23 protein-coding genes are annotated in these 26767 nt (G+C 70.0%); 10 read left to right on the plus strand and 13 right to left on the minus strand.

Translation table 11 applies throughout. The features are described from left to right. Positions 1–11: 11 nt before the first annotated feature. Positions 12–1862: an ABC-F family ATP-binding cassette domain-containing protein gene (locus ACHZD8_RS11245; RefSeq protein WP_394770516.1), complete on the minus strand. Its 1851-nt coding sequence runs from the start codon at positions 1860–1862 to the stop codon at positions 12–14. 331 nt (positions 1863–2193) lie between these two features. Between ACHZD8_RS11245 and ACHZD8_RS11250 the strand changes: the two genes are divergently transcribed. Then, on the plus strand, positions 2194–3018 hold the full coding sequence (locus tag ACHZD8_RS11250) for an MTAP family purine nucleoside phosphorylase (RefSeq protein ID WP_394770517.1): 825 nt from the start codon (positions 2194–2196) through the stop codon (positions 3016–3018). After that, complete coding sequence (locus ACHZD8_RS11255) at positions 3015–4076, plus strand: NAD-dependent epimerase/dehydratase family protein (protein WP_394770518.1); 1062 nt, start codon at positions 3015–3017, stop codon at positions 4074–4076. Before ACHZD8_RS11250 ends, ACHZD8_RS11255 begins: the two co-directional genes overlap by 4 nt. Here the strand turns inward: ACHZD8_RS11255 and ACHZD8_RS11260 are convergent. From ACHZD8_RS11260 to ACHZD8_RS11270, 3 genes are read right to left on the minus strand one after another with little or no spacing between them, the layout of a single operon-like run. Beyond that, the gene (locus tag ACHZD8_RS11260; RefSeq protein WP_394770519.1) at positions 4073–5653 is read right to left on the minus strand and encodes a molybdopterin-dependent oxidoreductase; all 1581 of its coding nucleotides are present in this window, start codon (positions 5651–5653) and stop codon (positions 4073–4075) included. The genes ACHZD8_RS11255 and ACHZD8_RS11260 overlap by 4 nt on opposite strands. Beyond that, positions 5650–6795: a sensor histidine kinase gene (locus tag ACHZD8_RS11265; RefSeq protein WP_394770561.1), complete on the minus strand. Its 1146-nt coding sequence runs from the start codon at positions 6793–6795 to the stop codon at positions 5650–5652. Before ACHZD8_RS11265 ends, ACHZD8_RS11260 begins: the two co-directional genes overlap by 4 nt. After that, on the minus strand, positions 6795–7532 hold the full coding sequence (locus tag ACHZD8_RS11270; protein WP_394770520.1) for a response regulator: 738 nt from the start codon (positions 7530–7532) through the stop codon (positions 6795–6797). Before ACHZD8_RS11270 ends, ACHZD8_RS11265 begins: the two co-directional genes overlap by 1 nt. A gap of 121 nt (positions 7533–7653) precedes the next feature. On the opposite strand from ACHZD8_RS11270, the gene ACHZD8_RS11275 reads away from it, so the two are divergent. From ACHZD8_RS11275 to ACHZD8_RS11285, 3 genes are read left to right on the plus strand one after another with little or no spacing between them, the layout of a single operon-like run. Further along, on the plus strand, positions 7654–8319 hold the full coding sequence (locus ACHZD8_RS11275; protein WP_394770521.1) for a glycosyltransferase family 2 protein: 666 nt from the start codon (positions 7654–7656) through the stop codon (positions 8317–8319). Continuing rightward, positions 8316–8963: a DUF2064 domain-containing protein gene (locus ACHZD8_RS11280; protein ID WP_394770522.1), complete on the plus strand. Its 648-nt coding sequence runs from the start codon at positions 8316–8318 to the stop codon at positions 8961–8963. Before ACHZD8_RS11275 ends, ACHZD8_RS11280 begins: the two co-directional genes overlap by 4 nt. Further along, positions 8960–9637, plus strand: a complete 678-nt coding sequence (locus ACHZD8_RS11285; protein ID WP_394770523.1) for a class I SAM-dependent methyltransferase — start codon at positions 8960–8962, stop codon at positions 9635–9637. The genes ACHZD8_RS11280 and ACHZD8_RS11285 overlap by 4 nt, the downstream gene beginning before the upstream one ends. Here ACHZD8_RS11285 and ACHZD8_RS11290 read toward each other — a convergent pair. Together ACHZD8_RS11290 and ACHZD8_RS11295 are read right to left on the minus strand one after the other, a co-directional pair. After that, the gene (locus ACHZD8_RS11290; RefSeq protein ID WP_394770524.1) at positions 9583–10032 is read right to left on the minus strand and encodes a hypothetical protein; all 450 of its coding nucleotides are present in this window, start codon (positions 10030–10032) and stop codon (positions 9583–9585) included. The genes ACHZD8_RS11285 and ACHZD8_RS11290 overlap by 55 nt on opposite strands. Then, positions 10032–11369, minus strand: coding sequence for a molybdopterin-dependent oxidoreductase (locus ACHZD8_RS11295; protein ID WP_394770525.1), 1338 nt, complete (start codon positions 11367–11369; stop codon positions 10032–10034). The genes ACHZD8_RS11290 and ACHZD8_RS11295 overlap by 1 nt, the downstream gene beginning before the upstream one ends. Positions 11370–11482: 113 nt before the next feature. Here ACHZD8_RS11295 and ACHZD8_RS11300 point away from each other — a divergent pair, with 113 nt between their 5' ends. The 3 genes from ACHZD8_RS11300 to ACHZD8_RS11310 all read left to right on the plus strand — a co-directional run bounded on the left by ACHZD8_RS11300 (position 11483) and on the right by ACHZD8_RS11310 (position 15435). After that, positions 11483–12886, plus strand: coding sequence for a glycosyltransferase family 87 protein (locus tag ACHZD8_RS11300; protein WP_394770526.1), 1404 nt, complete (start codon positions 11483–11485; stop codon positions 12884–12886). Positions 12887–13162: 276 nt separating this feature from the next. Then, the gene (locus tag ACHZD8_RS11305) at positions 13163–13837 is read left to right on the plus strand and encodes a hypothetical protein (protein ID WP_394770527.1); all 675 of its coding nucleotides are present in this window, start codon (positions 13163–13165) and stop codon (positions 13835–13837) included. A gap of 107 nt (positions 13838–13944) precedes the next feature. Then, a complete protein-coding gene (locus ACHZD8_RS11310) occupies positions 13945–15435 on the plus strand; it encodes a glycosyltransferase family 39 protein (RefSeq protein WP_394770528.1) in 1491 nt (496 codons plus the stop codon). Positions 15436–15674: 239 nt separating this feature from the next. On the opposite strand, the gene ACHZD8_RS11315 is transcribed toward ACHZD8_RS11310, so the two are convergent. The 6 genes from ACHZD8_RS11315 to ACHZD8_RS11340 all read right to left on the minus strand — a co-directional run bounded on the left by ACHZD8_RS11315 (position 15675) and on the right by ACHZD8_RS11340 (position 23221). Beyond that, the gene (locus tag ACHZD8_RS11315; protein WP_394770529.1) at positions 15675–16610 is read right to left on the minus strand and encodes a 4-(cytidine 5'-diphospho)-2-C-methyl-D-erythritol kinase; all 936 of its coding nucleotides are present in this window, start codon (positions 16608–16610) and stop codon (positions 15675–15677) included. Positions 16611–16619: 9 nt separating this feature from the next. After that, the gene (gene rsmA / locus ACHZD8_RS11320; RefSeq protein WP_394770530.1) at positions 16620–17486 is read right to left on the minus strand and encodes a 16S rRNA (adenine(1518)-N(6)/adenine(1519)-N(6))-dimethyltransferase RsmA; all 867 of its coding nucleotides are present in this window, start codon (positions 17484–17486) and stop codon (positions 16620–16622) included. 11 nt (positions 17487–17497) lie between these two features. Further along, positions 17498–18466 (minus strand): TatD family hydrolase, encoded by a 969-nt coding sequence (locus ACHZD8_RS11325; RefSeq protein ID WP_394770531.1) that lies wholly within the window; start codon positions 18464–18466, stop codon positions 17498–17500. Positions 18467–18501: 35 nt separating this feature from the next. Further along, a complete protein-coding gene (locus ACHZD8_RS11330) occupies positions 18502–19440 on the minus strand; it encodes an NADP-dependent oxidoreductase (RefSeq protein WP_394770532.1) in 939 nt (312 codons plus the stop codon). Positions 19441–19523: 83 nt separating this feature from the next. Continuing rightward, entirely contained in the window at positions 19524–21104 is a 1581-nt protein-coding gene (gene metG, locus ACHZD8_RS11335; RefSeq protein ID WP_394770533.1) for a methionine--tRNA ligase, read from the minus strand. Positions 21105–21226: 122 nt separating this feature from the next. Further along, entirely contained in the window at positions 21227–23221 is a 1995-nt protein-coding gene (locus ACHZD8_RS11340; RefSeq protein WP_394770534.1) for a protease pro-enzyme activation domain-containing protein, read from the minus strand. A gap of 159 nt (positions 23222–23380) precedes the next feature. Here ACHZD8_RS11340 and ACHZD8_RS11345 point away from each other — a divergent pair, with 159 nt between their 5' ends. Next, positions 23381–24241 carry an aldo/keto reductase gene (locus ACHZD8_RS11345; protein WP_394770535.1) on the plus strand — a complete coding sequence of 287 codons (861 nt, stop codon included), beginning with the start codon at positions 23381–23383 and terminating at the stop codon, positions 24239–24241. Here the strand turns inward: ACHZD8_RS11345 and rsmI are convergent. After that, positions 24228–25052, minus strand: a complete 825-nt coding sequence (gene rsmI, locus ACHZD8_RS11350; RefSeq protein ID WP_394770536.1) for a 16S rRNA (cytidine(1402)-2'-O)-methyltransferase — start codon at positions 25050–25052, stop codon at positions 24228–24230. The genes ACHZD8_RS11345 and rsmI overlap by 14 nt on opposite strands. A gap of 53 nt (positions 25053–25105) precedes the next feature. Between rsmI and ACHZD8_RS11355 the strand changes: the two genes are divergently transcribed. Continuing rightward, complete coding sequence (locus ACHZD8_RS11355; RefSeq protein ID WP_394770537.1) at positions 25106–26764, plus strand: dolichyl-phosphate-mannose--protein mannosyltransferase; 1659 nt, start codon at positions 25106–25108, stop codon at positions 26762–26764. The last annotated feature ends 3 nt before the right edge of the window (positions 26765–26767 follow it).

The following is a 26767-nucleotide window of genomic DNA, read 5'->3' on the forward strand; positions in this document are numbered from 1 at the left end:
GGCCGGCGGGATCAGGCCTCGAGCACCTCGCTGAGCTCGAGCCAGCGCAGCTCGAGCTCGGCCATCGAATCCTCGAGCTTCTTGAGCTCGGCCTGCAGGCTCGCGAGCCCCGGGTAGTCGGACTGGTCGTGCGCGGCGAAGCGATCGTGAACGACGGAGATCTGGGTGGTGACCTTCTCCAGCCGCCGGCTCACCGATCCGAGTTCCTTCTGCGCGTTTCGCAGCTCGGCGCCGAGGAGCTTCGTGTGCCCCTTGGAGTTGATGCTGGTGACCGTGGCCTTGCCGTCCGAGCGGTGCGACTCGGACACTGTCGCGCCGGCCGGACCCTGAGCCGCGCGCAGCTTGAGGTACTGCTCGACGCCGCCCGGCAGGTGCCGCATCGTGCCGTCGAGGATGCCGTACTGGTTGTCGGTGACGCGCTCGAGCAGGTACCGGTCGTGGCTCACCACGAGCAGGGTGCCCGGCCAGGAGTCGAGCAGGTCCTCGATGGCGGCGAGGATGTCGGTGTCCAGGTCGTTCGTGGGCTCGTCGAGGATGAGCACGTTCGGCTCGCCCAGCAGGATCAGCAGCAGCTGCAGCCGGCGGCGCTGGCCACCGCTGAGGTCCTTCACCTGGGTGGTGAGCTGGGCGGTCATGAAGCCCATCCGCTCGAGCAGCTGCCCGGGGGTGAGCTCCTTGCCGCCGGTGACGTACGAGCTCTTCTGGCGGGCGATGACATCCATCACCCGGTCGTCGAGGATGTCGGCGAGCTCGCCGAGCTGCTGGCTCAGGATGGCGACGCGGATGGTCTTGCCCCGCTTCACCCGGCCGACGGTGGGCTGCAGGGTGCCCGCGATGAGGCTCAGCAGGGTGGACTTGCCGGCGCCGTTGACGCCGAGAATTCCGGTGCGCTCTCCCGGCGCGACCCTCCACTCGATGTCTCGCAGCACCTGCTTGCCGCCGGTGACGTGCCCGTCCGCGTCCTTCGTGCCGCCGTAGGTGACCCCCACGTCGAGGAGGTCGACGACGTCCTTGCCGAGGCGCGCCGTGGCGAGCTGGCTGAGGGCGACGGTGTCACGCGGCGGCGGCTCGTTTGCGATCAGGTCGTAGGCGGCATCCATGCGGAACTTGGGCTTGGTGCTGCGCGCCGGGGCACCGCGGCGCAGCCAGGCGAGCTCCTTGCGGGCCAGGTTCTGGCGCTTCGACTCCATCGTCGCCGCCATCGTGTCGCGCTCGACCCGCTGCAGGATGTAGGCCGCGTATCCGCCCTCGAAGGGCTCGATGATCTGGTCGTGCACCTCCCAGGTGTCCGTGGACACCTCGTCGAGGAACCACCGATCGTGAGTCACGACGATGAGGCCGCCGGCGTTCGGCGACCAGCGCTTCTTGAGGTGCCCGGCGAGCCAGGCGATGCCCTCGATGTCGAGGTGGTTGGTGGGCTCGTCGAGGAAGATGACGTCCCAGTCGCCCACGAGGAGCTTGGCGAGTCCGACCCGCCGGCGCTGCCCTCCCGAGAGTTCGCCGAGGGTGGCCTCCCACGGGAGGTCGCGCAGCAGTCCGTCGATAACGTCGCGCACGCGGGCATCCCCGGCCCACTCGTGCTCGTCCTTGTCGCCGACGATGGCGTCGCGCACGACGATGCTGTCGTCGAGTTCGTCGCCCTGGTCGAGCATGCCGAGGGTGACGCCGTTGCGGCGGGTGACCCGGCCGGAGTCCGGCTCGATGCGGCCGGCGAGCAGGCTGAGGAGGGTCGACTTTCCGTCGCCGTTGCGTCCGACGACGCCGATGCGGTCGCCCTCATTGAGCCCGATCGTGATCTTGTCGAAGATGACGCGGGTGGGATATTCGAGATGAAGGGACTCGGCTCCCAGAAGATGTGCCACCCAGCGAGTTTACTCGCTGCCGCGCGGGCTCCCCGCCGGTGGCGCTTTCGTCCCGCGGGGGTTCTCCGCGACCGACCTCTCCCGCGGAGGGAGACCCGACCCCGCGGAGGGAGACATCGCGGCGCTCCTCTGCCATGTCGACCGCCGCCCCGGCCCCATTCCAGTGGCGGCGGGGGAAGGAACGCCCTCCGGCGGGGAAAGGTGGTCGCGGAGGGAGGCACGCCCCCGCCGCCACGACGTATCCCCCGCCGCACGAGATATCCCCCGCCACGACGGCTGCGGCGCGGCGGGCGAGCGGCGGGCGCGCAGACTCGTCTGGGAGACTGGGGGGATGAGCTCTGTAGCAACCGTCGCGATCATCGGGGGCTCCGGCCTCTACCGCCTGTTCGACCCCGAGTTGTCGGAGTCCAGGCGCGTCTCCACCCCGTACGGCCCCGTCGAGGTGACGATCGGCGAACTCGGCGGACGCACGGCGGCGTTCATCACCCGCCACGGCAGCGACCATTCCGTGCCGCCCCACCTCATCAACTACCGCGCGAACATCTGGGCGCTGGCCTCCCTCGGCGTGAAGGTGATCCTCTCCAGTTCGGCAGTGGGCGGCGTCAGCCCCGAGTACCCGCCGGGCACGCTCGTGCTCACCGACCAGTTCATCGACCGCACCAGCGGCCGCGCGGACACCTTCTACGACGAGGGTTCCGTGCAGCACCTCGCCGCCGCCGACCCGTTCAGCCCCGAGCTGCACGACATCGCGAAGCGAGCCCTCGCCCACGAGAAGCTGATGGACAGCGGCACCGTCGTCGTCATCCAGGGCCCCCGCTTTTCCACCAGGGCCGAGTCGCTCTGGTTCCGGGCGGCCGGCGCGCACACCGTCAACATGACCATGTACCCGGAGGTTCCGCTGGCCGCCGAGCTGAACATCGACACGGTCAACCTCTCTTTCGTCACCGACAGCGACGCCGGTCTCGCGCCGGCCGCCGGCCCGGAGGATCCGGATGCCGTGAGCCACCAACTCGTGCTCGCAAGGCTCGCCGAGGCGCAGCCGCGCATCGTCGCCGCCATCGAGACCATCATCCGAGCCCTCCCCGGCGACTTCGCGCCGCGCGAACTCATCGCGCCGGACGCGGTCGCCGCCGTCCTCTCCAGGAGCACACCATGACCCGACTTCTCGTCACCGGCGGCGCCGGTTTCATCGGATCCGCGATCGTCGAGACCGCCCTCGCCCGAGGCTGGCGGGTGCGCGTGCTCGACTCGCTTCGGCCAGACGTGCACGGCGCGGGATACGTGCCAGACCCGCGGGTCGAATTCGTGCACGCGGACGTGCGCGACCCCAACGCGCTCGCCGTCGCCCTGTTCGGCGTGGATGTCGTGAGCCACCAGGCAGCGAAGGTCGGCCTTGGCGTGGACTTCTCCGATGCCCCGGACTACGTCGGCAGCAACGACCACGGAACGGCCGTGCTTCTCGCCGGGATGGCCGAGGCCGGAGTTCGCCGGCTGGTCGTCGCGTCCTCCATGGTGGTCTACGGCGAGGGCAACTACCGCGACGCGGCCGGGCGCGCGGCGAGGCCAGAACCGCGTCGCGTCGAGGATCTCGACGCCGGCCGTTTCGACCCGGTGGACGAGCAGGGCGAACTGCTCGAGCCGGTGCTCATCCGCGAGGACGCCCCGCTCGACCCGCGCAACGTGTACGCGGTGAGCAAGCTCACCCAGGAGTACCTCGCCAGCGCGTGGGTCCGCGCCACCGGAGGCACGGCGATCGCGCTGCGCTACCACAACGTGTACGGCCCGGGGATGCCGCAGAACACCCCGTACGCCGGCGTCGCCTCGCTGTTTCGCTCGGCGATCGCCCGCGGCGAGGCACCGCGCGTCTTCGAGGACGGCCGGCAGCGCCGCGACTTCGTGCATTCCCTCGATGTGGCGAGTGCGAACCTGGCCGCGATCGAGGCGACCGGTGCGGGCAGCGTCGGCACGTTCCGGGCCTTCAACGTCGGCAGCGGCGAGGTCCACACCATCGGCGAACTCGCCGAGCAGCTGAGCCGTCACACGGGCGGCCTGCCGCCGGTCGTCACCGGCGAGTACCGGCTAGGCGACGTGCGGCACATCACCGCGTCGTCCGAGAGGCTCCGGACGGAGCTCGGCTGGCGTCCGTCCGTCTCGTTCGAGGACGGCATGCGCGAGTTCGCGGCCTCGCCGTTGCGCCGCGCGGTGCGGAGCTAGACCGAGAACGAGATCTCGTGCCAGCCCTCCGAGCCGTCGGGGGCTGGCGGCACGTAGGTCTTGCCCTGGGTGACGCCGTTCGCGTCCGTCGCCCGCACCCGAACGGTGTGGCTACCCCTCGTGGCGTCCCAGCGGTACACCCACTGGCGCCAGGTGTCGGCGGAGATCGAGTCGGCGAGCGTCGCCTCCGCCCACTGCCCGCCGTCGATCTGCACCTCCACGCGCTGCACCCCGGTGTGCTGGGCCCAGGCGACGCCCGCGATCGCGACCTGTCCGGCGTCCACCCGCGCGCCCTCCGCCGGGGTGTCGATGCGCGACGAGAGCTTGATCGGGCCGCGAGCCGACCAGCCGCGCGGGGTCCAGTAGCCCTGAGCATCCGCGAACCTCGTGACCTCCAGCTCCACCAGCCACTTGGTGGCCGAGACGTAGCCGTAGAGGCCGGGAACGACCATGCGCACGGGGAAGCCGTGTTCGAGCGGCAGCGGCTTGCCGTTCATCCCCACGGCGAGCAGGGCCTCGGTGCCGTCGTCCTGCAGAACGTCGAGGGGCGTGCCGGCGGTGAACCCGTCGACGCTCGTGGACAGCACCATGTCGGCGCCCGCCTTGGGCACGGCGAGCTTGAGGAGCTCCCTGATCGGGTAGCCGAGCCAGAGCGCGTTGCCGATGAGGTTGCCTCCGACGTCGTTGGAGACGCAGGTGAGGGTGGCCATGTGCTCGATGAGCGGCTTGGCCAGCAGCTCGGCGAAGTCGATCTCGATCGGGTTCTCGACCAGGCCGGTGACCTTGAGCCTCCAGGTGCTCGAGTCGATCGACGGCACCTGCAGCGCCGTGTCGATGCGGTAGAAGTCGGCGTTGGGCGTGACGATCGGGGTGAGGCCCGGGATGTCGAGCTCCGCTCCCGGCGCGACCGGCGGCGCGGCCGTGGCCGCCTTCGGCAGCACGAGCCGGTTGCGCACCTGGGTCACGGCCGTGGCGCCGGCGTTCATCGCCCGGGCCCCGGCACCCACGAGGAGGGAGGCCGCCCCGGCCACGATGGTGAGGGTGAGGAAGCTGCGGCGCTCCACCTGGGGGCCGGCCGCGTCGCTTCGGGGGCGCGCCGCCAGACGCCAGCGTGCGAGACGCCGGATGCCGATGCGCAGCACCACGATTCCGGCGACGGCGCCCACGATGGTGGGGGCGCCGTCGAGACCGCTGGCCCCGGCGCGGGTGAGCACCGCGATCACGGCGAGCAGCCCGGCGGCTCCGAAGATCACGACGCCCCAGGGCGGTCGGCGGGCCTCGAGCGCCCCGGCCAGGCCCGCGAGCACCACCACGAGCGCGCCGAGCACGGTGAGCAGCACGGCCTTGTCCCCGGTGCCGAAGAGCGAGATCACCAGTTCCTTCACCCCGGGCGGCACGAGGTCGATCACGAGCGAACCGACGGCGAAGAGGGGGCTCCCGGCCGGTCCGACGAGCAGCGCGACGACCTCCGCGACGCCGAGCACGACGAGCGCAGCGACGACGCCGGTGAGGGCGGCCAGCCACTGCGCCGCCCGCGAGCTCATGCCGCTTCGGGCATCCGTGCCGGAGGAAGTCATGCCGTCACTGGAATCTTCGGCAGGAACACGTCGAAGCGGCAGCCACCCGGCACGTTCTGCACGACAACGCGGCCGCTGTGGGCGTGGACGATGCCCTGCACGATGGCGAGGCCGAGGCCGGCGCCGCCGGAGCGGCTCGTCGCGGTCTCGGGGGTTCGGGAGTTCGAGGCCCGCCAGCCGGCCTCGAACACGCGGCCGAGGTCCTTCTCGGGAATACCGCCGGCGGCATCGATCACCGAGATCATGGCGTTGCCGTCGTCGGTCTCCCGCGCGGACACGGTGATCGGGCTTCCGGCCGGAGAGTGCTGGATGGAGTTCATCACCAGGTTGCCCACCACCCGGGAGAGCTCGCGCGGGTCGGCGAGGATGGTCAGCTCGCGCGCGCCATCGCCCACGAGGCCGATTGACCGGGACTGGGCGAACGGGCCGAGCTCGGCCACGACATCGCTGATCAGGTCGTAGAGTGACACGCTCTGCAGGGAGAGCCGCAGGCTGCCGGAGTGGATGCGGGAGAGCTCGTTGAGGTCGTCGACCATGCCGCTCATCCGGTCGACCTGGGTGCGCATCTGCGCGTAGTAGCGGGCAGGCTCGCTCGCCATCCCGTCCTCGAGCGACTCGGCCATCGCCCGGATGCCGGCGAGCGGGGTGCGCAGATCGTGCGAAATCCAGGCGACGAGCTCGCGCCGGGAGTTCTCCACCCGCTCCTCCCGCGACCGGGACTCCGCGAGCCTCCGGCTCGTGGCCGACAGCTCGTCGGCGAGGGCCGCGAACTCGTTGTTGCTGTGCCGGGCGCCGCCCTCGAGTTCCTCGGCCGTGCCGATCCGCCTGGCGTCGGCGATGAGCTGGCGGCTGTTGCGCACGAGCGCACGCCCGAGCACCGCGGCCAGCGCGAGCGACACCACTCCGGCGATCACGGCCACCGAGAGCAGCACGGTGAGGTCCCCCGGCGTCACGAACATCGCCGTCGCGGCAAGCCACATGCCGCCGGCGATGGAGAGCACGGCCGCGAGCGCGATCACGCAGAGTTGGAGCACGAGGGACGCGCGGGACATGAACCGCAGCACGACGAGGGAGACGAGCCCCACCACGACGGCACAGCCGAGGGCCATCGCCGAGACGACCGCGAGGTCGGCGAGACTCATCACGGCGTCGCCTCCCCCGCGTCGAACCGGTAGCCCACGCCCCAGACGGTGGCGAGAATGGTCGGATGCGCCGGGTCTGGCTCGATCTTCTCGCGCAGCCGGCGTACGTGCACGGTGACGGTGGAGAGGTCGCCGAACTCCCAACCCCAGACGGCCCGCAACAGGTCCTCGCGGCTGAACACCTGGCGCGGGTGCCGGATCAGGAACGCGAGCAGGTCGAACTCGCGCACCGTGAGGGTGAGCTCTGCCCCGTCGCGGAACACCTGCCTCGACGACACGTCGAGATGGAATCCGCCCACGTCAACGGCCGACTCCGGGGTGAACTCCGCCAGGGTGCGACGCAGGATCGATTGCACGCGCAGCACGAGTTCGCGGGGCGAGAACGGCTTGGCCAGATAGTCGTCGGCCCCGGCCTCGAGGCCGCCGATGCGGTCGTCCTCCTCGCGCAGGGCGGTGAGCATGATCACCGGAACCGCCCGGTCGGCGCGGATGCGGCGGCACACCTCGAGACCGTCGATGCCGGGGAGCATGCGGTCGAGCACGATGAGGTCGGGGCGGGTGCGCCTGGCGATCTCCACGGCGCTGAGCCCGTCCGCGGTCTCGTCCACGAGAAAACCGGCCGATCTCAGGTAGCTGCAGACGACCTCGGAGACGGTGGGGTCGTCATCCACCACCAGGATGCGCCGCTCCTTGAGCGGGTCCGGCCGCGCGGGGCTGACCGTCGATGAGGTGGACACTCCATCAGGATAGGTCGCCTCCCGACCGAAATGCCTCGAGCCGGGGTCCGCCGGCCAATCGGTCCTCGGTTCGTAATAGTTTCAACACGGTTCGTACCGTACTTTCTCCTACGCTCGAGGGGTGCCCCCTTTGGTCGACGTCGTGCTCCCGTGCCTCAACGAGGAACGCGCCCTGCCGTGGGTGCTCTCACGACTGCCGGAGGGTTACCGCGCAATCGTCGTCGACAACGGATCCACCGACCGCTCGGCCGAGGTCGCGGCGGAGGGCGGCGCGCTCGTCGTGCACGAGGCCCGGCGCGGCTTCGGGTCGGCCGCGCACGCCGGACTGCTCGCCGCGACCGCGCCGATCGTCGCCTTCTGCGACGCCGACGCGTCGATGGATCCCGCCGACCTCGTCGGGCTCGTCGACCTGGTGACGAGCGGGGCGGCCGACCTGGCCCTCGGCCGGCGACGTCCCACCACCGCCCGCGCGTGGCCGCTGCACGCGAGAATCGCCAACCTCGCGCTCGCCAGGATGATGCGCACCGCCACCGGCATTCGCCTGCACGATCTCGGGCCGATGCGCGCCGCCGACCGGGAGGCCCTGCTCTCCCTGGGACTCGCCGACCGCCGAAGCGGCTATCCGCTCGAGATGGTGCTCCGGGCGGCCTCGGCCGGCTGGACCGTGGCCGAGATCGACACCCCGTACGCGCCCCGGGTCGGCCGGTCGAAGGTGACCGGCACCATCCGCGGCACCGTCATCGCGGTGCAGGACATGTCCCGCCTGCTGAGGGGCGAGGGGGCGTGACCACCCTCATCCTCATCGCCAAGGAGTGCCTCCCGGGCAAGGTCAAGACCCGCCTGCACCCTCCGCTCACGCTCGAGCAGGCGGCGACCCTGGCCGCCGCGAGCCTCGCCGACACCCTCGCTGCCGTGGCCGGCCTCCCGGCCACCCGGCGAATTCTGGCCTTCGAGGGCAACCATTTGCCGCTCGGCTCCGAATCATACGAAGTGATTCACCAAGTGAGCGGGGAGCTGGACGTGCGACTGGGAGCAATTTTCGACCAATGTTCTGGACCGACGGTGCTGATCGGCATGGACACACCCCAGCTTGAGCAGCGGATGCTCCAGCCGGTCTTCGAAGACTGGCCGGACGACGTGGATGCCTGGCTCGGCTTCGCTAACGATGGCGGGTACTGGACCCTCGCCCTCGCCGACCCCCGCGGCGACCTCATCCGCGGGGTTCCCATGTCGCGCGACGACACCGGCGCCCTCCAGCTCGCCCGACTCTCGGACGCCGGCCTGCGGGTGCGCCTGCTCCCCGAACTCGTGGACGTCGACACCATCGCTGACGCCCACGCCGTGGCGGAGATCGCCCCGAACGGCAGCTTCGCCTCCACCCTCGCCGGCTTCGGCAGCGCGGGTACAGGCAGCGCGGCGGGCACGCGATGAGCGCCCCGGCGTTCGGCACCTTCGGCTCCGGTGGCGCCGAACCATACGCCCGCGCGCTGCGGCGTGACGACGAGGTGCTCTACCTGCGCGACGCGAGTTCCGACTCCCTCGCCCCCTCCTCGTCCATGGACATCTCGCGCTGGAACGACCACGCGAACATCACCGACATGAGCCTGCTCGCCGGCGCGACGGGCGCCGTGCTCGACATCGGCTGCGGTCCCGGCCGCATGGTGCGCGCCGCCATGATGCTCGGGCTCACCGCCCTCGGGGTCGACGTCTCGCCGACCGCGGTGGAGATCGCCCGCGAGTCCGGCCTCACCGTGCTCAAGCGCTCGGTCTTCGAGCGCCTGCCGCGGGAGGGCGCCTGGCGGCTTGCGCTCCTCGTGGACGGCAACATCGGCATCGGCGGCGACCCGTCAGCCCTGCTCGCGCGCTGTGTCGAGCTCCTCGACCCCGAGGGCATCGTCATCGTGGAGGTTCACCGTGACCCGCTCCGCGACCACAGCTACGATGGCACGATCATCGACATCCACGGCCACCAGAGCGCAGAGTTCCCGTGGGCCGAGATCGGACGGGACGCCCTCGTGGCACGCGCCTCGAGGGTCGGCCTGGTGCTCGATCAGGCCTGGGAGATCGACGGCCGAGCGTTCTGCCGCTTCGCGATCGCGAGGTAGACCGCGATCGCCGCGGCGGTGAGCACCGCCACCGCCACCCAGACGATCACGAGGCGAGTGCCGTAGTCGAACGGCAGCACGGTGGGGTTCTTCGTGCCCAGGGTCTTCTTGTAGACGGCCGGCAGCACGATGATGGCGAACACCGACGCGACGACGAGCCCGGCCTGGAGTATCGCCAGCACGGCGACCGGAATCGATCGGCCGACCTTGCGCAGCGCGAATCCGACGCCGAACACGATCGGCGCGATGATGCCGTCATGCAGGATGAGCGCGGCGAGAAACCACAGCGCCACGCCGGCGATCTTCACGGGCTTCACCGTGTCGAGCATCACGTATGCCCCGAACAGGGTGAGCAGCACGCCGAGAATGACGAGGGCGGAACGCCAGGCCTTCATCAGATCACCTCCAGTTTCGACAGCCACTTGGTCTGCAGCACGCCGGGCCGGCCGGGCGCGATCATGCGGGCGGGGTAGCCGTGGTCGAGGTCGAGCGGCTCGCCGTTGAGTTCGAGGGCGACGAGGGTGAGGTCATCCTGCACGAACTCCGCCCCCATCTCGGTGACGCGGTAGCCGCCCCGCTTCTCCAGGCTGGTGAGCCGGAGGTCCTCGTCGGGGTGGGCCCCGACGCTGTCCATCAGGTCGCGCAACCGAACGCCACGCCAGGAGGCGAGCTGGCTCCAGCCCTCCACGCAGGAGATCGGCAGGTCAACCCGGTGCTGCGGCAGCGCGGCGAGGTCGGCGAGGCTGAAGCTCTTCGCGGTGGAGCCCCGGGAGACCGTGAGCGCCCAGCCCCCCGCCACGTCGTCGCTCGTCACCTGGGCGGCGCGCGCCGTGCGGTTCACCGGCAGCGCGTTCGGCCCGGTGCCCTGCTTGCGCGGGGCGAAGACGTTGATGCCGTCGAGCACGCGGAAGGACTGGCCGGCGGTGAGGGCCACCACCGCCGCGGTCGCGACTCCGATGGTGGTGACGAAGCCGCGCCTCGAGACGCGGGGTTCCCGCGGGGGCGCCGTGTCGATCCAGTTCACCAGCCTGCCGGTGAGTCCCGTCGCGGCCCTCTCCGGCGCGGCAGTCTCGGGTGCGGCAGTCTCGGGTGCGGCAGTCTCGGGTGCGGCAGTCTCGGGTGCGGCAGTCTCGGGCGCGGCAGTCTCGGGCGCGGCAGTCTCGGGTGCGGCAGTCTCTTCCGCGTCGAGCACGAGGTTGCCCTCCGCGTCGAAGCTGTTCTTGCGGGTCCAGTAGCGGGCGATCACCGGGAGCTTCACGGCGATGTGGATGGCGAGCGACCCGATGATCACGAACGAGAGAGCGAAGTGCACCTGCTTGAACGGGAAGGGGAACGGGTACCACTGGTAGGTGTTGAGCAGCCCTGTGGAGATCTGCACGAGCGACGCCGCGACGAAGATCGCGATCGAGGCCCGCTCGAGGAAGTGCGCGAAGCCGCGGATCGGTGGGCTCTGGAACAGCTCGGGGAACACGGCGTAGAGCTTGCCGAGGATGAGCGGGAAGCAGGCGATGCCCGCGGTGATGTGAATGCCCTGGCTGAGCTGGTAGAGCCAGGCCGGCCGGGTGGCGAACACCATCCACGGCAGCGGCTGCTGCAGGAAGTGGCTGTACAACCCGGTGCCGAAGCAGACGAGAAAGGCGATGGCGAGCAGGCGGCCGAGCACCACCGCCGAACGCGGATTGCGCGACGGCGCGCGGAGGATCCGTCGGGCATCGAGCAGGAGGCGGCGCATGTTCCCATTTGAGCATCCCGAGTACCGCTACACGGCGTGCCAAATCTTACGGTTCGGGAACGGCACCGTCCCGCCGCCGGTCGACGCCGCCACCGGTGCGACAGGATAAGCGGGTGAGAGTCGCGATCGTTTCCGTGCTGCTCGCCGCGATGGCGGCGATCACCGCCGTCTCGGTCTCGGCGCTCGGCTACTTCGACAGCGACAGGCCGCTCGCCCTCCTCGCCGCGACCGCCGCCCTCTGGGTGCTCTTCGCCGCGGCCGTCGTTCTGCTGCGGCGGGTTCCGGCCCGGGCGGCCGTGGCGCTGATCGTGGCCGGCTCGGTGCTGCTCGGCGGAGCGGCGATGGCCGGCCCGCCCAACACGAGCACGGACTCCGCCCGCTACGCCTGGGATGGCATCGTGCAGAACGCCGGGATCTCGCCTTACCGCTATGTGCCCGTCGACGACGCGCTCGCCGACCTGCGGCCGGACTGGCTGTTCCCCGCCGCAGTCGAGAACGCCGACGGCACCCAGCGCTGCACCCAGCCACGCACCCACCTCACGTCGTCGCGGCCGTCGCACGAGGTGTTCTGCACCGCCCTCAACCGGTCGACGGTGCCGACCATCTATCCGCCGACGAGCGAGCTGTTCTTCGCCGCCGTGCGCTTCGTCACGGGTCCGGGGGCCGAATACTGGCCGCTGCAACTCACGGGCCTGTTGATGAGCGTCGGCATCACGCTGCTGCTGATCGCGGCGATGCGGCGCCGCGGGATCGACCCGCGCTGGGCCGCGCTCTGGGCGTGGAGCCCGCTCGTGGCCACCGAGGCGGTGACGAACTCGCACATCGACGTGCTGGGGACCCTGCTCGTGGTCGTGGCCACCCTTGCCGTGGCCCGCGGACTGCGCTTTCGCGGCGGCATCGCGCTCGGCGCGGCCATCGCGGCCAAGCTCATCCCGGTGATCGCGGCGCCCGCGCTGCTACGGCGGCAGCCGTGGAAGGTCGCGACCGCGGCGATCGTCACCTTCGCGCTGCTGTACGTGCCCTACGTGGCGACCACCGGAATCGCGGTGCTCGGCTACCTGCCCGGCTACCTCTCCGAGGAGGGCTACAACAGCGGGAGCCGCTTCACCCTGCTGACCCTGTTCGTGCCGAAGGCCGCCGCCCTCGCCGTCGCGGCGGTGCTGCTCGCCGTCACGGCGGTGCTCGTGTGGTGGAAGACCGACCCGGAACGCCCGTGGCTCGGCCAGGTGGTGATGATCGGCACGACGCTGCTCATCGTGAGCCCGCGCTACCCCTGGTACGCGCTGCTGCTCGTGCCGTTCATCGCGCTGAGCGGACGCTGGGAGTGGTCGGCCGTGCCCCTCGCGCTCACCGTGCGGCTGCTCATCCCGTCTCACGCGGTTTCGCAGGTCGCGATCTCGGTCGCGATCGTGGTGATCGTGGCGATGGCCCTCTGGCGCACCGGTCCGGATGGTCGGGCCCGCCTGTGGGGCCCGGTGACGCGGGCGGCATCCCGCCTCCGCGCCGCGCCCCGGTAGACGCCCCCGCATCCACCGGCGTGTCTGCGCGCGTGTCTGCCCGCGTGTCTGAAGACGCAGGAGATCCGCGTCCAATCACCGCAAAGACCCCGGGATCGCGGCGGATTACCGCGATTCTCCTGCGTTGTCAGAGCCGGGGGCGGATGCCGCGAGCGCGACGCGAAGGTAACGGAACGATAACAGCCGGGGACAATTCCAAACCGATTCGCGCAGGGGGCCGAACTCACTACCAGAACCGCTTGTCACCAAGGCGAGCCACAGACAAAGGATCACATCATGCGCAACTTCCACAAGGCAACAATCGGGATCATCACCGCCGGCCTCCTCGTTGCGGGCCTCGCGGCTTGCTCCAGCACCGCGAGCACCGACACCTCAACCGGCACCAAGGCCTCCGCGGCTCCCGCCGCGCAGAAGCCGCTGGCGTCCATCCCGAGCCTCACCGGTGTCGACACCGCCGTGCTGCTCGACGCCAACTTCGCCGCCGCCCTCAAGAGCCTCGGCCTGACCGCCGGAACCGTCGGAACAGCGACGCTCGTCGACGGCAGCCTGCACTTCCCGATCACCGGTGGAAACGTGGACTACTACGACCCGGCCAAGAAGCTCCGCCCGTACGTCCAGGGCACCATCAAGCACGAGGGATCGGGCTTCTCGCTCACCGCCGGTGCGACCAAGGTCGAACTGACCAACTTCACCATCGACCCGGGCAAGTCGCTCCTCTACGGTGATGTCTCGGTCAACGGCACCTCCGCGGCGACCCAGGTCGACCTGTTCAACCTCTACGGTGGAACGCTCAAGCCGCTCCAGATGGACGGCAACAACGCCATCCTCGAGGGCACGACGGTGCACATCTCCGCTGACGCGGCCGACCTGCTCGACAAGACCTTCAAGACGGATGCCGTCAAGTCGCAGCTGCTCGTCGGTATCGCCAAGATCACCGTGATCGCCAAGTAGTCAGATCGAGACCCCGAGGGGTCCGTAGCGCCCAGCGCTTCGGACCCCTCGTTTCGTGGTTGTGGCACCCTTTAGCAGCACTACCGAACTCGAGAGGCGGTGACCGGATGAGCGTTCTCGAACGCCAGGCTCCCTCCGCCACCGCGAGCCCCACCGCTCGGCCCCGGCGCTGGCTCGGCCCGCTCGCCATCGGCGCCCTCGGCGTGGTGATCACCGCGCTTCTCTCCTGGCAGCCCTCGATCTGGTACGACGAGGCGGCCACCATCTCGGCAACGACCCGCAGCTGGCCCCAGCTCTGGAGCATGCTCGGCACCGTGGACGCCGTGCACGGCCTCTACTACGGCGTCATGCACCTCTGGTTCGACCTCGTCGGCTACACGCCGTTCACCCTCCGCCTGCCGAGCGCCCTCGCGACCGGGGCGGCCGCCGCCGCCACCGTGCTGCTCGTTCGCCGACTCTCGAGCGGCCGCGTCGCCGTGCTGGCCGGCCTGCTGCTCGTGCTGCTGCCCAGGATCACCTGGGCCGGCGCCGAGGGCCGCTCCTACGCAGCGACCGCCCTGTTCGCCGTCGCGCTGACCACCGTCTTCGTCTCCGCCTGGCGGTCGGGCCGAACCCGCTGGTGGGTGTCCTACGGTCTCTTTGCGGCGCTCGGCACGGTCTTCTTCGCCTACCTCGCGCTCATCGTGGCGGCGCACGGGGTCACCGCCGCCCTCACCTGGCTGGCCGAAAGACGCGGCAACGCGACGCGCCCCGGGCATTCCTCGCGCTCCCTCGGCCGCTGGGCCATCGCGTCCGCGTCCGCCGCCGTTCTCCTGCTCCCCTTCGCCGCGGTCGTCGTCGCCCAATCCGGGCAGGTGAGCTGGATCGATCCGATCGGCCCGACCACGCTGCGCGGCATTTTCGTCACCCAGCTGTTCTACAAGAACCCGCTCTTCGCGGCCGTGGGCTGGCTGCTCGTCGCCCTCGGCGCTGTGCTGCTCGCGCTGCGGTCGACGCGACGGTCGCGCGCACGGACGACCCCGCCGGAGCGGTGGTCGCCCGGCCCATCGTTGCTGGCGATCACGCTGCCCTGGATCGTCGTGCCCACGATGGGTCTCCTCGTCGCGTCGATGCTCGTCTCGCCCCTGTACTCGCCGCGCTACCTCACCTTCGTCACGCCCGCCGCCGCGGCGCTCATGGCGGTGGCCGTGGCCGCGCTTCGCCGCCGCCGGCTCATCGCGGTCGTCATCGCGGCATGCCTTGCCCTCGCCCTGCCGCACTACCTGGCGCAGCGGGCACCGGAGGCCAAACAGGAGTCGTCGTGGAGCGATGTCGCCGCGCTCGTCTCGGCCGAGCGAGCGAACGAACCGATGAGCACTCCGCAGGCTGTCATCTACGGCCCGGTGCGTCGGCACGCCTCCGCCACGACGCGCGTGATCGCGGTCTCATACCCCGACGCCTTCGACGGACTCATCGACGTGAAGCTCAAGACACCGGCCGCCGAGACCGGCCGTCTCTGGGAGACCAGGTATCCGCTCGACGCGGTCACCGCGCGACTCGACGACACCGCCGTCGTCTGGCTGGTACCAGCACCAATCAGGACTGGCGGTCGAGCGTGACGGTCAAGCTGGAGCGGCTCGGCTACCGGGTCGACTCCGAGTGGGCGTTCACGGGCGTCAACGTGATCCGTCACCGACGCTGAGGCGATCCCCCACGCGCGGCGCGCCCCGCGCGCCCGCTCGCCGCGCTGTGGCGGAGCTGATGTGCGGGATGCAGTGGTGAAAAGAGGAGAAACGAACCGAGCGGACCCGACCAAACGCGAGAGGTGCGCGGCGCGCCCCGACTCGGGGCGGACGGCTCAGGCGCTGAGGATGCGGGCGCCGTGCACCGGGCCCGTCGCGCGCACGACCGTGAGCCGGGCCGCGCTCAGGGCGATCTGCAGCTCGAGGGCGCCGTCCAGGTTCGCCGCGAGGAAGGCGACGGTGGGGCCGGAGCCCGAGATCATGCCGGCGAGCGCGCCGTTCTCCTCGCCGAGTTCGATCACCCTGGCGAGTTCGGGCTCAAGGTGCAGCGCCGGGGCCTGCAGGTCGTTGTGCAGAACCTCGGCGAGCATGTGGGGGTCGCCGGCGCGCAGCGCCTGAAGCACATTGGCGTCCACCTGCGGCTGCACGGCCGCCGGAAAGATGTCCTGGGAATGCCGGTCGCGATGCCGGTCGAGTTCGCTGTAGACGAGGGGCGTGCTCAGACCGAAGTCGGCGAAGGCGAGCACCCACTGGAACTGGCCCTTCGCGAGCGCCGGGCTCAGCTGGTCGCCGCGACCGGTGCCGATGGCGGTGCCTCCGGTGAACGCGAACGGAACGTCCGACCCGAGCTGCTTGGCGAGATCGAGGAGGTCCTCGCGCGAGAGCTCGGTGCCCCAGAGCGCATCGCAGGCGAGGAGAGTCGCCGCGGCATCCGCGGATCCGCCGCCCATTCCCCCGGCGATCGGCACGTGCTTCTCGATCTCGAGGTGCACACCCCCGCGGTAGCCGGCCTTGCGGGCGAGCAGCCTCGCCGCCTTGATGGCCAGGTTCGTTCCGCCGGTGGCGAGTTTCGACGAGTCGATCGGCCCGCTGAAGGTCACCGAGAAGTCGTCGGCGGCCGACGCCCGCACGTCTTCGCTGAGAGAGACGGCCTGATAGGCGGTCGCGACGTCGTGGTAGCCGTCCTGGAGCAGGGCGCCAACCTTGAGGAAAACATTGATTTTACCGGGCGCGCGCGCGTGAACCACCTTCGGAGCGGCCGCGGTGGTCATTACTCCAACCTAGCCGACGCGCTCGACCGCCTCGGACGCACCGGACCGCGCAATGGACAGAAAATCGAGCACCGTGAGCTCCTCGCCGCGGGCCGTCGGGGCGACCCCGGCCGCCTCCAGACGGGCGGATGCCTCGGCGCTCGACCCGAGAACAACCGAGAGCGACTGCCGGAGCATCTTGCGCCGCTGCTGGAAGGCCGCGTCGATGAGGGCGAAGGTCGCGAGACGCTCGGACTCGGTTCCCGGCTGTTCTCGCCGTTCGAAACGCACGAGAATCGAGTCGACATTGGGCACCGGCCAGAACACCTGCCGGCTCACCTGCCCGGCCGTGCGCCAGACGCCATACCAGGCGGCCTTCACGCTCGGGCTCCCATAGATCTTGGATCCCGGCGTGGCCGCGATCCGCTGACCCACCTCGGACTGCACCATGACGAGGCCGGACGCGAGCCGTGGGAAGTACTCGAGAAAGTGCAGCAGCACGGGCACCGAGATGTTGTACGGCAGGTTCGCGACGAGGGACGTCGGCTCCCCCGGCAGCTCGGTGATCGTCATGGCGTCCGCCGTGATCACGGTGAGCGGCGCGTCCGGCCGGAACAGCTCGACCGTCACCGGCAGCTGGGCGGCGAGCCGCCTGTCGATCTCCACGGCCACCACCGACGCCCCGACCTCGAGCAGGCCGAGGGTGAGGGAGCCGAGCCCCGGCCCCACCTCCACGACGGTCTCGCCGGCGCTCACCCCCGCGGCCTTCACGATGCGCCGCACCGTATTGGCGTCGATGACGAAGTTCTGGCCGAGCTTCTTGGTGGGCTGGATGTCCAGCAACTCGGCGAGGTCGCGGATCTCCGCGGGGCCCAGCAGCTTCGACGGCTCCGGCATCGGGTGCCCGTTCACGCGAGCTCGGACGAGTCGACGGCCTCGTCGTATGGCGAACCCTGTTCGTGGGTTACCGGTTCGGCATCCCAGCTGCCGTAGACGAGTTCGGTGTTGGACGAGATCTGCGCGGCGAGCATCGACACGTCCGTGCCGAGATGGTCGGCCATGAATCGCAGGGTGTGCGGGATCAGGTATGGAGCGTTCGGACGCCCGCGGTACGGCGCCGGGGTGAGGAACGGCGCATCCGTCTCCACCAGGATCTGGCTGCGCGGGATCACCTCGAGAGCCTCCCTGAGGTTCGCCGCGTTCTTGAAGGTGACCGTGCCGGCGAAGGACAGGTACCAGCCGTTGTCCGCGCAGAGCCTCGCCATGTCCGCGTCGCCGGAGAAACAGTGGAACACCGTGCGTTCCGGGGCGCCCACCCGACGCAGGGTGGCGATCACCTCGGAGTGGGCATCGCGATCGTGGATCTGCATCGCAATGTCGTGCTTCTTGGCGATGGCGATGTGCGCCTCGAACGACCGGTACTGGGCCGCGCGGCCGTCTTCCCCGGTGCGGAAGAAGTCGAGCCCGGTCTCGCCCACGGCGCGAACGCGTGGTCGCCCGGCGAGCTCGTCGATCTCCGCGATGGCGGCGTCGAGGGTGCCCGCCTCCTCGTACCGCGGAGCCTCGTTCGGATGGATGGCCACTGCCGCGAGCATCCGCGGTTCCTTGGCCGCCATCTCGGCCGACCAGCGGGACGTCTCGAGGTCGCCGCCCACCTGCACCACCCCGCGCACGCCGACGCTGGACGCGCGGTCGAGCTGTTCGCGGTAGTCGAGCGGGTCTTCGCCGTCGGCGATTTCGAGGTGCGTGTGGTTGTCGTAGACCGCGACCACGAGGGCCTCCGGCAGGGGCGGGTAGCTCAGGTCGCGGGTCTTGGCCTGCTCCGACGAGGTGTCACGCCGGCGGATCGGGCCTTGGGAGTTCTCCAGCGCGGGCATCCCCGAATCTTACCCGGCGCGCCTCCGCCGCCCGGTCACACGGAGTCGGCGGGCCGCACCTCGAGCACGATCTTGCCGAGGCCATGTCCGGCCGCGAGGCGCTCGTACGCGGCACGCACCCGATCGAGCGGATAGGTCGCATAGACCGGGATCTTCAGCTCGCCGTTCGCCACCAGCCTGACCAGTTCAGTGAGCGCCTCCCGGGGCTGCACGGTCGACATCCCGGCCGCCTTCACCCCGTACTTCTTCTTCGCCGCGAAGTCGGCAATGGTGTTGATGCGGTCCCGCGGCACGCCGAGCTCCACCGCCACCTGCACGTTTCCCTCGCCGTGGGCGTCGATGAAGGCGTCGACGCCGTCCGGCACCATCTTGCGGATCCGGTCGGCCAGGCCCTTGCCGTAGGCCACCGGGATGGCGCCCACGCTGCGCAGGAAGGCGTGGTTCTCCTCGCTCGCCGTCGCCACCACGGCGGCACCGGCCAGCACCGCGAGCTGGGTGGCGATCACCCCCACCCCTCCGGCGGCGCCGGCGACCACCACGGTGTCCCCGGGGCGCACGTCGACAGCCGCGATGCAGGCGCGGGCGGTGGTGCCGGCGACGAACAGGCTCGCCGCCTCGTTCCAGCCGACCCCGTGTGGTTTCGGGATGACGCGGGAGGCATCGATCGTCACGTACCCCGCCTGGGCGTTCCTGCCGTCCGAGAAGCCGATGACCTCCTCGCCGACGTGCGGAAAGTCCACTCCCTCGCCGACAGCGGTGACGATCCCGGCGAAGTCGCTGCCCTGGCCCTCCGGGAAATGGGCGGGAAAGACCTCCCGGGCGCGACCGTCGCGGATCGCGATCTCCCCCGGGTTGATGGCGGCGCTCACCACGGAGACCTGCACCTCGCGGCGGCCGGGCGGGCGGGCATCCATCTCGACGAGTTCGAGCACCTCGGTGCCGCCGTACTTCGAGAATCTGACGGCCTGGGGCATCGGGCATCCTCACTGCTCACCGGCGGCTGCGCTGCCACCGAGTGCCAGTCTGCGACGGGATCGAGCCCTCGTCAACTTGGGCGCTAGGAGGCGGGCGCGGGCTCCGGCGATTCGATGCGCGGGAAGAGCGAGCTTTCCAGCGGCGTGACCATCGGGCCGCCGGCCCAGTCGAAGGCGGCGCGAACATCCTGACGCTGAACGGCGCCGACGCCGCCGATCGCCGACCAGAGCTTCTCGGCCGCGTCCGGAACGAACGGCGACAGCAGAACGGCCAGCGTGCCGAGCCCGCGCAGCGCGGTGAAGAGCACCGCGTCGAGCCGGTCGGCGTTCGCGGGGTCCTTGGCGAGGGCCCACGGCTCCTGAATCGTGATGTAGCCGTTGAGGTCGTCGACGAGGGTCCAGATGGCGGCGAGCGCCTCGTGGATCGCCAGTCGCTCGATCGCGGCATCCGCCTCGGCCGTCACTCGCGTCGACGCGGCGAAGATCGCCTCGTCCGCCTCGGACAGGGTGACGTCGCTTGGGATCTCGCCCGCCCGGTAGCGGGTCAGCATGGCGATCACGCGGGAGGAGAGGTTGCCGAAGCCGTTGGCGAGCTCGGCCTGGTAGCGCGCGGAGAGGTCTTCCCAGCTGAACGAGCCGTCCTGGCCGAAGCTGATGGCGCGCATGAAGTAGTAGCGGAAGGCGTCGACGCCGAAGGTGTCGGTGATCTGCGACGGCGCGATTCCGGTGAGCTTGGACTTGGACATCTTCTCGCCGCCGACGAGGAGCCAGCCGTGCCCGAACACCCGCTTCGGCGTCGGCAGCCCGGCGGCCATGAGCATGGCGGGCCAGATCACGGCGTGAAACCGGGCGATGTCCTTGCCGACGAGCTGCACTGCCGGCCAGCGGCGGTCGAAGTTCTGCTCGTCCGTGCCGTAGCCGATCGCGGTGATGTAGTTGAGCAGCGCGTCGAACCAGACGTAGAGCACGTGGCTGTGGTCCCACGGGATTTTGATGCCCCAGTCGAAACTGGACCTCGAGATGGAGAGGTCGTCGAGCCCCGACTTCACGAACTGGATGATCTCGTTGCGCACGCTCTCCGGCTGGATGAAGTCCGGCTGCGACTCGTACAGGTCGAGCAGCTTCTGCTCGAAGTCGCTCATGCGGAAGAAGTAGTTCTTCTCCTTGAGCACCTCGACGGGGATCGAGTGGATCTTGCAGAGCAGCTTGCCGGCGTAGTCGCCGCTCGGCAGCTCCATCAGGTCATCGATCTGCTTGTACTCTTCGCAGCCCACGCAATAGTAGCCCTCGTACTCACCCGAGTAGATGAACCCGTCGTCGTAGAGCTTCTGCAGGAAGATCGTGACGGCGCTCTCGTGGCGCGCGTCGGTGGTGCGGATGAAGTCGTCGTTGGCGATGTTGATCGTCTTGAGCAGCGGCAGCCAGGCATCCGCGACGAGCTTGTCGGCCCAGGCCTTGGGCGTGGTGTCGTTGGCGACGGCCGTACGCAGGATCTTCTGGCCGTGTTCGTCGGTGCCGGTGAGCAGCCAGGTGTCGTCGCCGCCCTGGCGGTGCCAGCGCGCCAGAACGTCGGCCGCCACCTCGGTGTACGCGTGACCGATGTGCGGCACATCGTTCACATAGAAGATGGGCGTCGCAATATAGAAGGAATCACCGGCGGCCATGGGGTCCAGTCTATTCGCCGACCGGGGAGTGTTATGTGCGTCGGCGTTCGCCCGTGGCGAGATCCGGCGATCGAGCGTCGCAGCTGGTGCGCCCGCTCGACCGCCGGATCACGGTGTCGCGGTTAGTGCCTGCCCTGGGCGAGCAGCGACAGCAACCCGAAGGTCACCCCGCCGATGCCCGTCACGTTGTCGTACCGCTTCGCCGTGGTGAGCGAGGTGTCGGTGTCGAGGCTGATCAGGAAGCTGCGCCCGCTCCTGGCGCTGGTGTAGACGAGAGCCTGACGCGGATCCTGCGGCACCACGTCACGGAACGACGACGGCAGGATGCGGTCGAGCCCGTACAGGGTCGGGTTCGCAAACCCGATCGAGGTGCGGGTCGCCTGCTGAACGATCGCGATCTGCGCGGCCACGATCGGCGACGCGAGCGACGTACCACCGTAGGTGTCCCGCTCGAAGGCGCCGGTCTCGAGGGTCGTGTCATCCACGATCGGGCTGATGCCGATCGAGAAGCCGGTGTACGGGTCGGCGAGCGCCGCGATGTCCGGGGACACCCTGAAGCCCTTCGCCTGCGACGCCGGCACGACTCCGCGCTGGTAGGCGGGCGCCTTGAAGACGCCGCTTGTGCCGCCGCCCGCTCCGCCGAGGAACAGGGTTCCGGGAGGCGTCTCGGTGTATGCCAGAACTCCGGCGGTCGACGTGATCACGTCGGCGGTGTCGCCCCATCCGGTCTCGAGGGCGATCTTGCCGCCCTTGTCGATGCCGAGGCTCGTGCCGCCGACCGCCGTGACGTATGGCGAGGATGCCGGGAAGTCGGGAGACACGAAGCCGAGGTTGGCGACCTCGTCACCGTTGTCACCGCTCGAGAAGTAGAGCCCGATTCCCGTGCCCGCGGCCTGGATGTGCAGGTTCTCCGCGCCCTTGAGGGCGTCGAAGGGGATGGCCTCCCCGACGTTGCCATAGCTGTTGCTCACGATGGTGGCGAGCTTGTTGTCGAGCACGTTCGCCAGTGCGACATCGAGCCCGCCGCCGCAGTTGAAGCCGCCGACGTAGAGGATGGTGGCCCCGGGGGCGATCCCGTGCACCGACTCGACGTCGAGGGTCTGCTCACCCTGCCAGCCACTGGGGAATCCGCAGGCCTCCTGGTCCTTGAACTCGCTCGGCGCTGGCACGATCTGCCGGTACGTCGCCGAGGTGAGGCCCGGCTCACCGAGAGCAGTCGAGTAGGTGTTGACGTCGCTCACGATCGACGGAGAGGCGTAGGCGTCGATGATCGCCACGGTCTGGCCGGCTCCGTTGACGCCCGACTTGGCGAGCGAGTCGAGCCCGTAGGCCGAGCGCAGCTGGGCCGGGGTGTACCCGCAGATGTTGGTGCTGAACTGGGTCTTGCCGTAGGCCGGCGGCACCGTGACCGTGTTCTGGCCGATGTAGGTCGAGCAGGGGGCCGGAATCGTGGGGGTGACGGCCGCCTGGCGACCGAACGCCTTCACGTCGTCTGCCCCGCCGAGATCGCCCTGTTTGATCGAGTCCGGCCTGGTGAGGAAGCGGGCCTGGTCGAGGCTGACACCCGAGACCTTGGCGCCGAGAGCGGCGGGCACGGAGGGGGCTGCAGCCGGCGCGACGAGGGTCTGGCCGGCGTAGGAGTATTTGTGGAGGTCGGTGGCGAAGCCCGCGTTGAGCTGGGCGGCCGTGCCCCGGAACACGACGAACTGCCGGCTGGCCGGCACCGCACTGATCGTGAGGCCCTGCGACGTGAGGTAGTTCACCACCTCGTCCAGGTCGGCCTGGGTCGGGGAGAAGCGCTGGATCCACTGCTGGGGGGTGAGCGCCTGGCGGTAGCCGCGCGCACCGGGAGTGGACACCGCGACCGCGAGGGTCTCGGCCGCCGCCGCATTGCGCAGGGGCAGGTAGATCTCACCCTCCACCGTGGTGTCGGCGGCCGGTGCCCCGGCGTCGTTGGCGGTCTTCGCCCACGACGGCACGGAGCCGGAGAACGGGACTCGATCCGCGGCGGTGGCCGCCGAGACTCCCGTGAACGACAGGGCGACGACGGCCGCCGCCGTGGCCACTATGGCGACGATCCTTCGTGAGGACGCCCCCGGGCGCGCGAAAATGGTCATTCATAATCCTTCCTGAGCACAAGGCATGACGCGCGAAACCGCACAAACGCGACCCTAATCGTGAGCAAAAGTAACCACAAGAGGGGGCAGAAAAATCGGTCTACCTGTCACGAGTCGACATCAGCCGCGCACCGGTCGGGGCCGCCCTAGGCTTGCGGCATGAGATATCGCAGGATCGGCGACACGAAGGTGAGCGCGATCGGGCTCGGCGCGATGCCCCTGTCGATCGAGGGTCGGCCAGAGCGCCCCCAGGCGATCCGCACCATCCATGCCGCCCTCGACGCCGGCATCACTCTCATCGACACGGCCGACGCCTACACGACGGACGCCGACGGGCAGGGCCACAACGAGACCCTCGTCGCCGAGGCCCTCGCCTCCTGGCCCGGCGACACCTCGGGAGTGCTCGTCGCGACCAAGGGCGGGCTCGTGCACCGCGACGGCGGACCGTGGGACAGGGACGGCTCCCCCGCCCACCTCAAGCAGGCGGCCAGGGAGTCGCGACGCCGACTGGGCGTGGACACGATCGGCCTCTACCAGTTTCATCGCCCGGACCCGGGAGTCTCTTACGAGACGTCGATGGGCGCCATCCGCGAGCTCATGGACGAGGGCGTGATCCGGATGGCCGGCATCTCCAACGCCAACGTCAGGCAGATCGCCCTCGCCGACCATGTGCTCGGCGGCCGGCTCGTGTCGGTGCAGAACCAGTTCTCGCCGGCCTACCGCTCGAGCGAGGGTGAGCTCGACTACTGCGTCGAGCGGGAGATCGCCTTCCTGCCCTGGAGCCCCCTCGGCGGCGCGAGGCGGGGCGGCGAGGTCTTCGCCGACCATCCGGCGTTCGCCGAGATCGCGGAGGAGCTCGGGGTGAGCCCGCAGCGGGTCACCCTCGCCTGGGAGCTCGCGCTCGGCCATTGCGTAATCCCGATCCCCGGCGCGAGCCGCCCGGAGAGCATCGCCGACTCCGCCTTGGCCGCCGATCTCGTGCTGCGCACGAGCGACATCGAGAGGCTCAGCGCGAGCTGACCCCGCGCGAGCTGAGCGCCCCCTCGTAGAGGTCGCGCTTGCCCAGACCGGTGGCCTCGGCCACCTCGGCCGCGGCCTCCTTGAGCCGGGAACCGGACTCCACCAGCGCCAGGACCTGACCGATGCCGGTCGCGAGGTCCACCTGCTGGGCCGCCCCGCCCTCCACGACGATGCAGATCTCGCCCTTCACCCCGGCGGTGGCCCACTCGACGAGCTCGGCGGCGGTTCCTCGGCGCACCTCCTCGTAGAGTTTCGTGAGCTCCCGGCAGACGGCGACGCGACGATCGTCGCCGAGGGCCGTGGCGATGTCGCCGAGGGCCCCGGCCAGCCGATTGGGCGACTCGAAGAAGACCATGGTTCGCGGTTCCCGCGCGAGCGTGCGCAGAAAGGCGAGACGGCCCTTGCGGGGCAGGAACCCCTCGAACGTGAACCTGTCGGTCGGCAGGCCGGACACGGCGAGCGCGGTGATGACCGCGGAGGGGCCGGGCAGGGCGGTGACCGTCACCCCGGCCGCCGCCGCCGCCGTCACGATCGAGAAGCCGGGGTCGCTGATGGCCGGCATTCCGGCGTCGGTGAGCACGAGCACGTCGATGCCCCGGGCGAGCTCCACGATCTCGGCCGCCTTGGCCACCTCGTTATGCTCGTGCAGGGCGATCAGCCGGGGCCGGTTCTCGATGCCCAGGGCGCGCATGAGGTGGATGGTGACCCTGGTGTCCTCCGAGGCGATGACCTCGGCATTGCCGAGGGCCTCCACGAGGCGCCGGGAGGCGTCACCGAGATTGCCGATCGGAGTCGCGGCGAGGATGATCATGGCCCCATCCTCCCATCCGGTTCTCCCCGGTCCGCTCCCCTACCATTGCTCCTGTGACCAGACCAGACGCCGGCTTCGACGCGCTCGTCGCCCCCGCGGCCGGGAGCGCGCCCGAGCAGGGGAGAGACGACGCGACCGGCGGGGAACATCCGCTGACCCGAATCGACGCCTGGTGGGGGCGGATGCTCGGCACCCCGCTGCGGCAGCGCCTCTGGTACTGGGGCGGCCCGATCGCCGTCACCCTGCTCGCCGCCGTGCTGCGGCTCTGGCGGCTCGGCGACCCGCACTCCCTCGTCTTCGACGAGACCTTCTACGTGAAGGATGCATACACGCTCATGAACCTCGGCTACGAGGGGTCGTGGCCGGCCGAGGCCGACAAGAGCTTCAACGCCGGCAACGTGAACATCTACACGTCCGCCGGGTCGTACGTTGCACATCCGCCGCTCGGAAAGTGGCTCATCTCGCTCGGGCTGCGGGCGCTCGGTGCGGAGAGCAGCGTCGGCTGGCGCATCAGCACCGCCGTTGTCGGCATCCTCGCGGTGTTCATGCTCGCGATGATCGCCCGCGCCCTCCTCAAGTCGACGGTTCTCGCGACGATCGCCGGCGGCCTGATGGCGATCGACGGCCACGCCATCGTGATGTCCCGCACGTCGCTGCTCGACAACTTCGTGATGATCCTCACCCTCGCGGGCTTCTGGGCCATTCTGCTCGACCGCTCCCAGAGCGCGTCGAGGCTCTCCGCGTGGATGGCGGCCAGGACGGATGCCGGCCGAAGCACGGACTGGGGGCCGGCCCTATGGTTCCGTCCCTGGCTCGTCGCCGCCGGACTCGCCTTCGGACTCGCGAGCGCCACGAAGTGGAGCGGCCTGTACTTTCTTGCCGCGTTCGCGATCTACTCCCTCGTGGTGGACGCCGTCGCGCGTCGCCGGGCCGGGATCGTGTTCTGGGCGAGCGGCGTCGTGTTCCGCCAGGCGCCGGTCACCTTCCTGCTCACCGTCCCCATCGCCGTGGCGGCCTATCTCGCGAGCTGGTTCGGCTGGTTCCGCACCTACGGCGGCTACTACCGCGGCTTCGCGGACGCCCCCGACAACGCGGCGACCGGCGTGTTCTCGTGGGTACCGCACTCGATCCAGAGCTTCTGGCACTATCAGCAGAGCGTCTACGACTTCAACGTGAACGAGCACTCGGTGCACTCGTACGCGGCGAACCCGCTCGGCTGGCTCTTCCTTCAGCGGCCGACGGCCTTCTTCTACGAGGGACAGGCGCAGGGCCAGGGCGGCTGCACGTTCGCCGGTGGATGCGCGCAGTACATCACCTCGATCGCGAATCCGCTCATCTGGTACGCGGCCACCGCGGCCATCTTCTACCTCGTCTACCGCCTCATCCGCTACCACGAGTGGCGGGTGGGACTGATCCTCATGGGCATGGTCGCCGGCTACCTGCCCTGGCTGCTCTACACCCAGCGCACCGTGTTCCAGTTCTACGCGATCGTCTTCGAGCCGTACATGTTCCTCGGCCTTGTCTTCGTGATCGGCCTGATCCTCGGGTCGCGCACGGATCCGCCCTGGCGACGGTTGCGCGGCATCCGGATCGTGGCGGTGTTCCTGGTGCTCGCCGTGTTCGTGAGCGCCTTCTTCTACCCGGTCTGGATCGGCCTGCAGATCCCCACCTGGTTCTCCCAGGCCCACTACTGGCTTCCCGGCTGGCGCTAGCCG

The sequence above is a fragment of the Lacisediminihabitans sp. genome (assembly GCF_043726815.1).
Lineage (GTDB): Bacteria > Actinomycetota > Actinomycetes > Actinomycetales > Microbacteriaceae > Lacisediminihabitans.

Bases quoted from the DNA above. Each gene is read 5' to 3' on its own strand.
- ACHZD8_RS11250 (WP_394770517.1), top strand. From the start codon at position 2,194: ATGAGCTCTGTAGCAACCGTCGCGATCATCGGGGGCTCCGGCCTCTAC.
- ACHZD8_RS11255 (WP_394770518.1), top strand. From the start codon at position 3,015: ATGACCCGACTTCTCGTCACCGGCGGCGCCGGTTTCATCGGATCCGCG.
- ACHZD8_RS11260 (WP_394770519.1), bottom strand. From the start codon at position 5,653: ATGACTTCCTCCGGCACGGATGCCCGAAGCGGCATGAGCTCGCGGGCG.
- ACHZD8_RS11265 (WP_394770561.1), bottom strand. From the start codon at position 6,795: ATGAGTCTCGCCGACCTCGCGGTCGTCTCGGCGATGGCCCTCGGCTGT.
- ACHZD8_RS11285 (WP_394770523.1), top strand. From the start codon at position 8,960: ATGAGCGCCCCGGCGTTCGGCACCTTCGGCTCCGGTGGCGCCGAACCA.
- ACHZD8_RS11290 (WP_394770524.1), bottom strand. From the start codon at position 10,032: ATGAAGGCCTGGCGTTCCGCCCTCGTCATTCTCGGCGTGCTGCTCACC.
- ACHZD8_RS11295 (WP_394770525.1), bottom strand. From the start codon at position 11,369: ATGCGCCGCCTCCTGCTCGATGCCCGACGGATCCTCCGCGCGCCGTCG.
- ACHZD8_RS11305 (WP_394770527.1), top strand. From the start codon at position 13,163: ATGCGCAACTTCCACAAGGCAACAATCGGGATCATCACCGCCGGCCTC.
- ACHZD8_RS11310 (WP_394770528.1), top strand. From the start codon at position 13,945: ATGAGCGTTCTCGAACGCCAGGCTCCCTCCGCCACCGCGAGCCCCACC.
- ACHZD8_RS11315 (WP_394770529.1), bottom strand. From the start codon at position 16,610: ATGACCACCGCGGCCGCTCCGAAGGTGGTTCACGCGCGCGCGCCCGGT.
- rsmA (WP_394770530.1), bottom strand. From the start codon at position 17,486: ATGCCGGAGCCGTCGAAGCTGCTGGGCCCCGCGGAGATCCGCGACCTC.
- ACHZD8_RS11325 (WP_394770531.1), bottom strand. From the start codon at position 18,466: ATGCCCGCGCTGGAGAACTCCCAAGGCCCGATCCGCCGGCGTGACACC.
- ACHZD8_RS11330 (WP_394770532.1), bottom strand. From the start codon at position 19,440: ATGCCCCAGGCCGTCAGATTCTCGAAGTACGGCGGCACCGAGGTGCTC.
- metG (WP_394770533.1), bottom strand. From the start codon at position 21,104: ATGGCCGCCGGTGATTCCTTCTATATTGCGACGCCCATCTTCTATGTG.
- ACHZD8_RS11340 (WP_394770534.1), bottom strand. From the start codon at position 23,221: ATGACCATTTTCGCGCGCCCGGGGGCGTCCTCACGAAGGATCGTCGCC.
- ACHZD8_RS11345 (WP_394770535.1), top strand. From the start codon at position 23,381: ATGAGATATCGCAGGATCGGCGACACGAAGGTGAGCGCGATCGGGCTC.
- rsmI (WP_394770536.1), bottom strand. From the start codon at position 25,052: ATGATCATCCTCGCCGCGACTCCGATCGGCAATCTCGGTGACGCCTCC.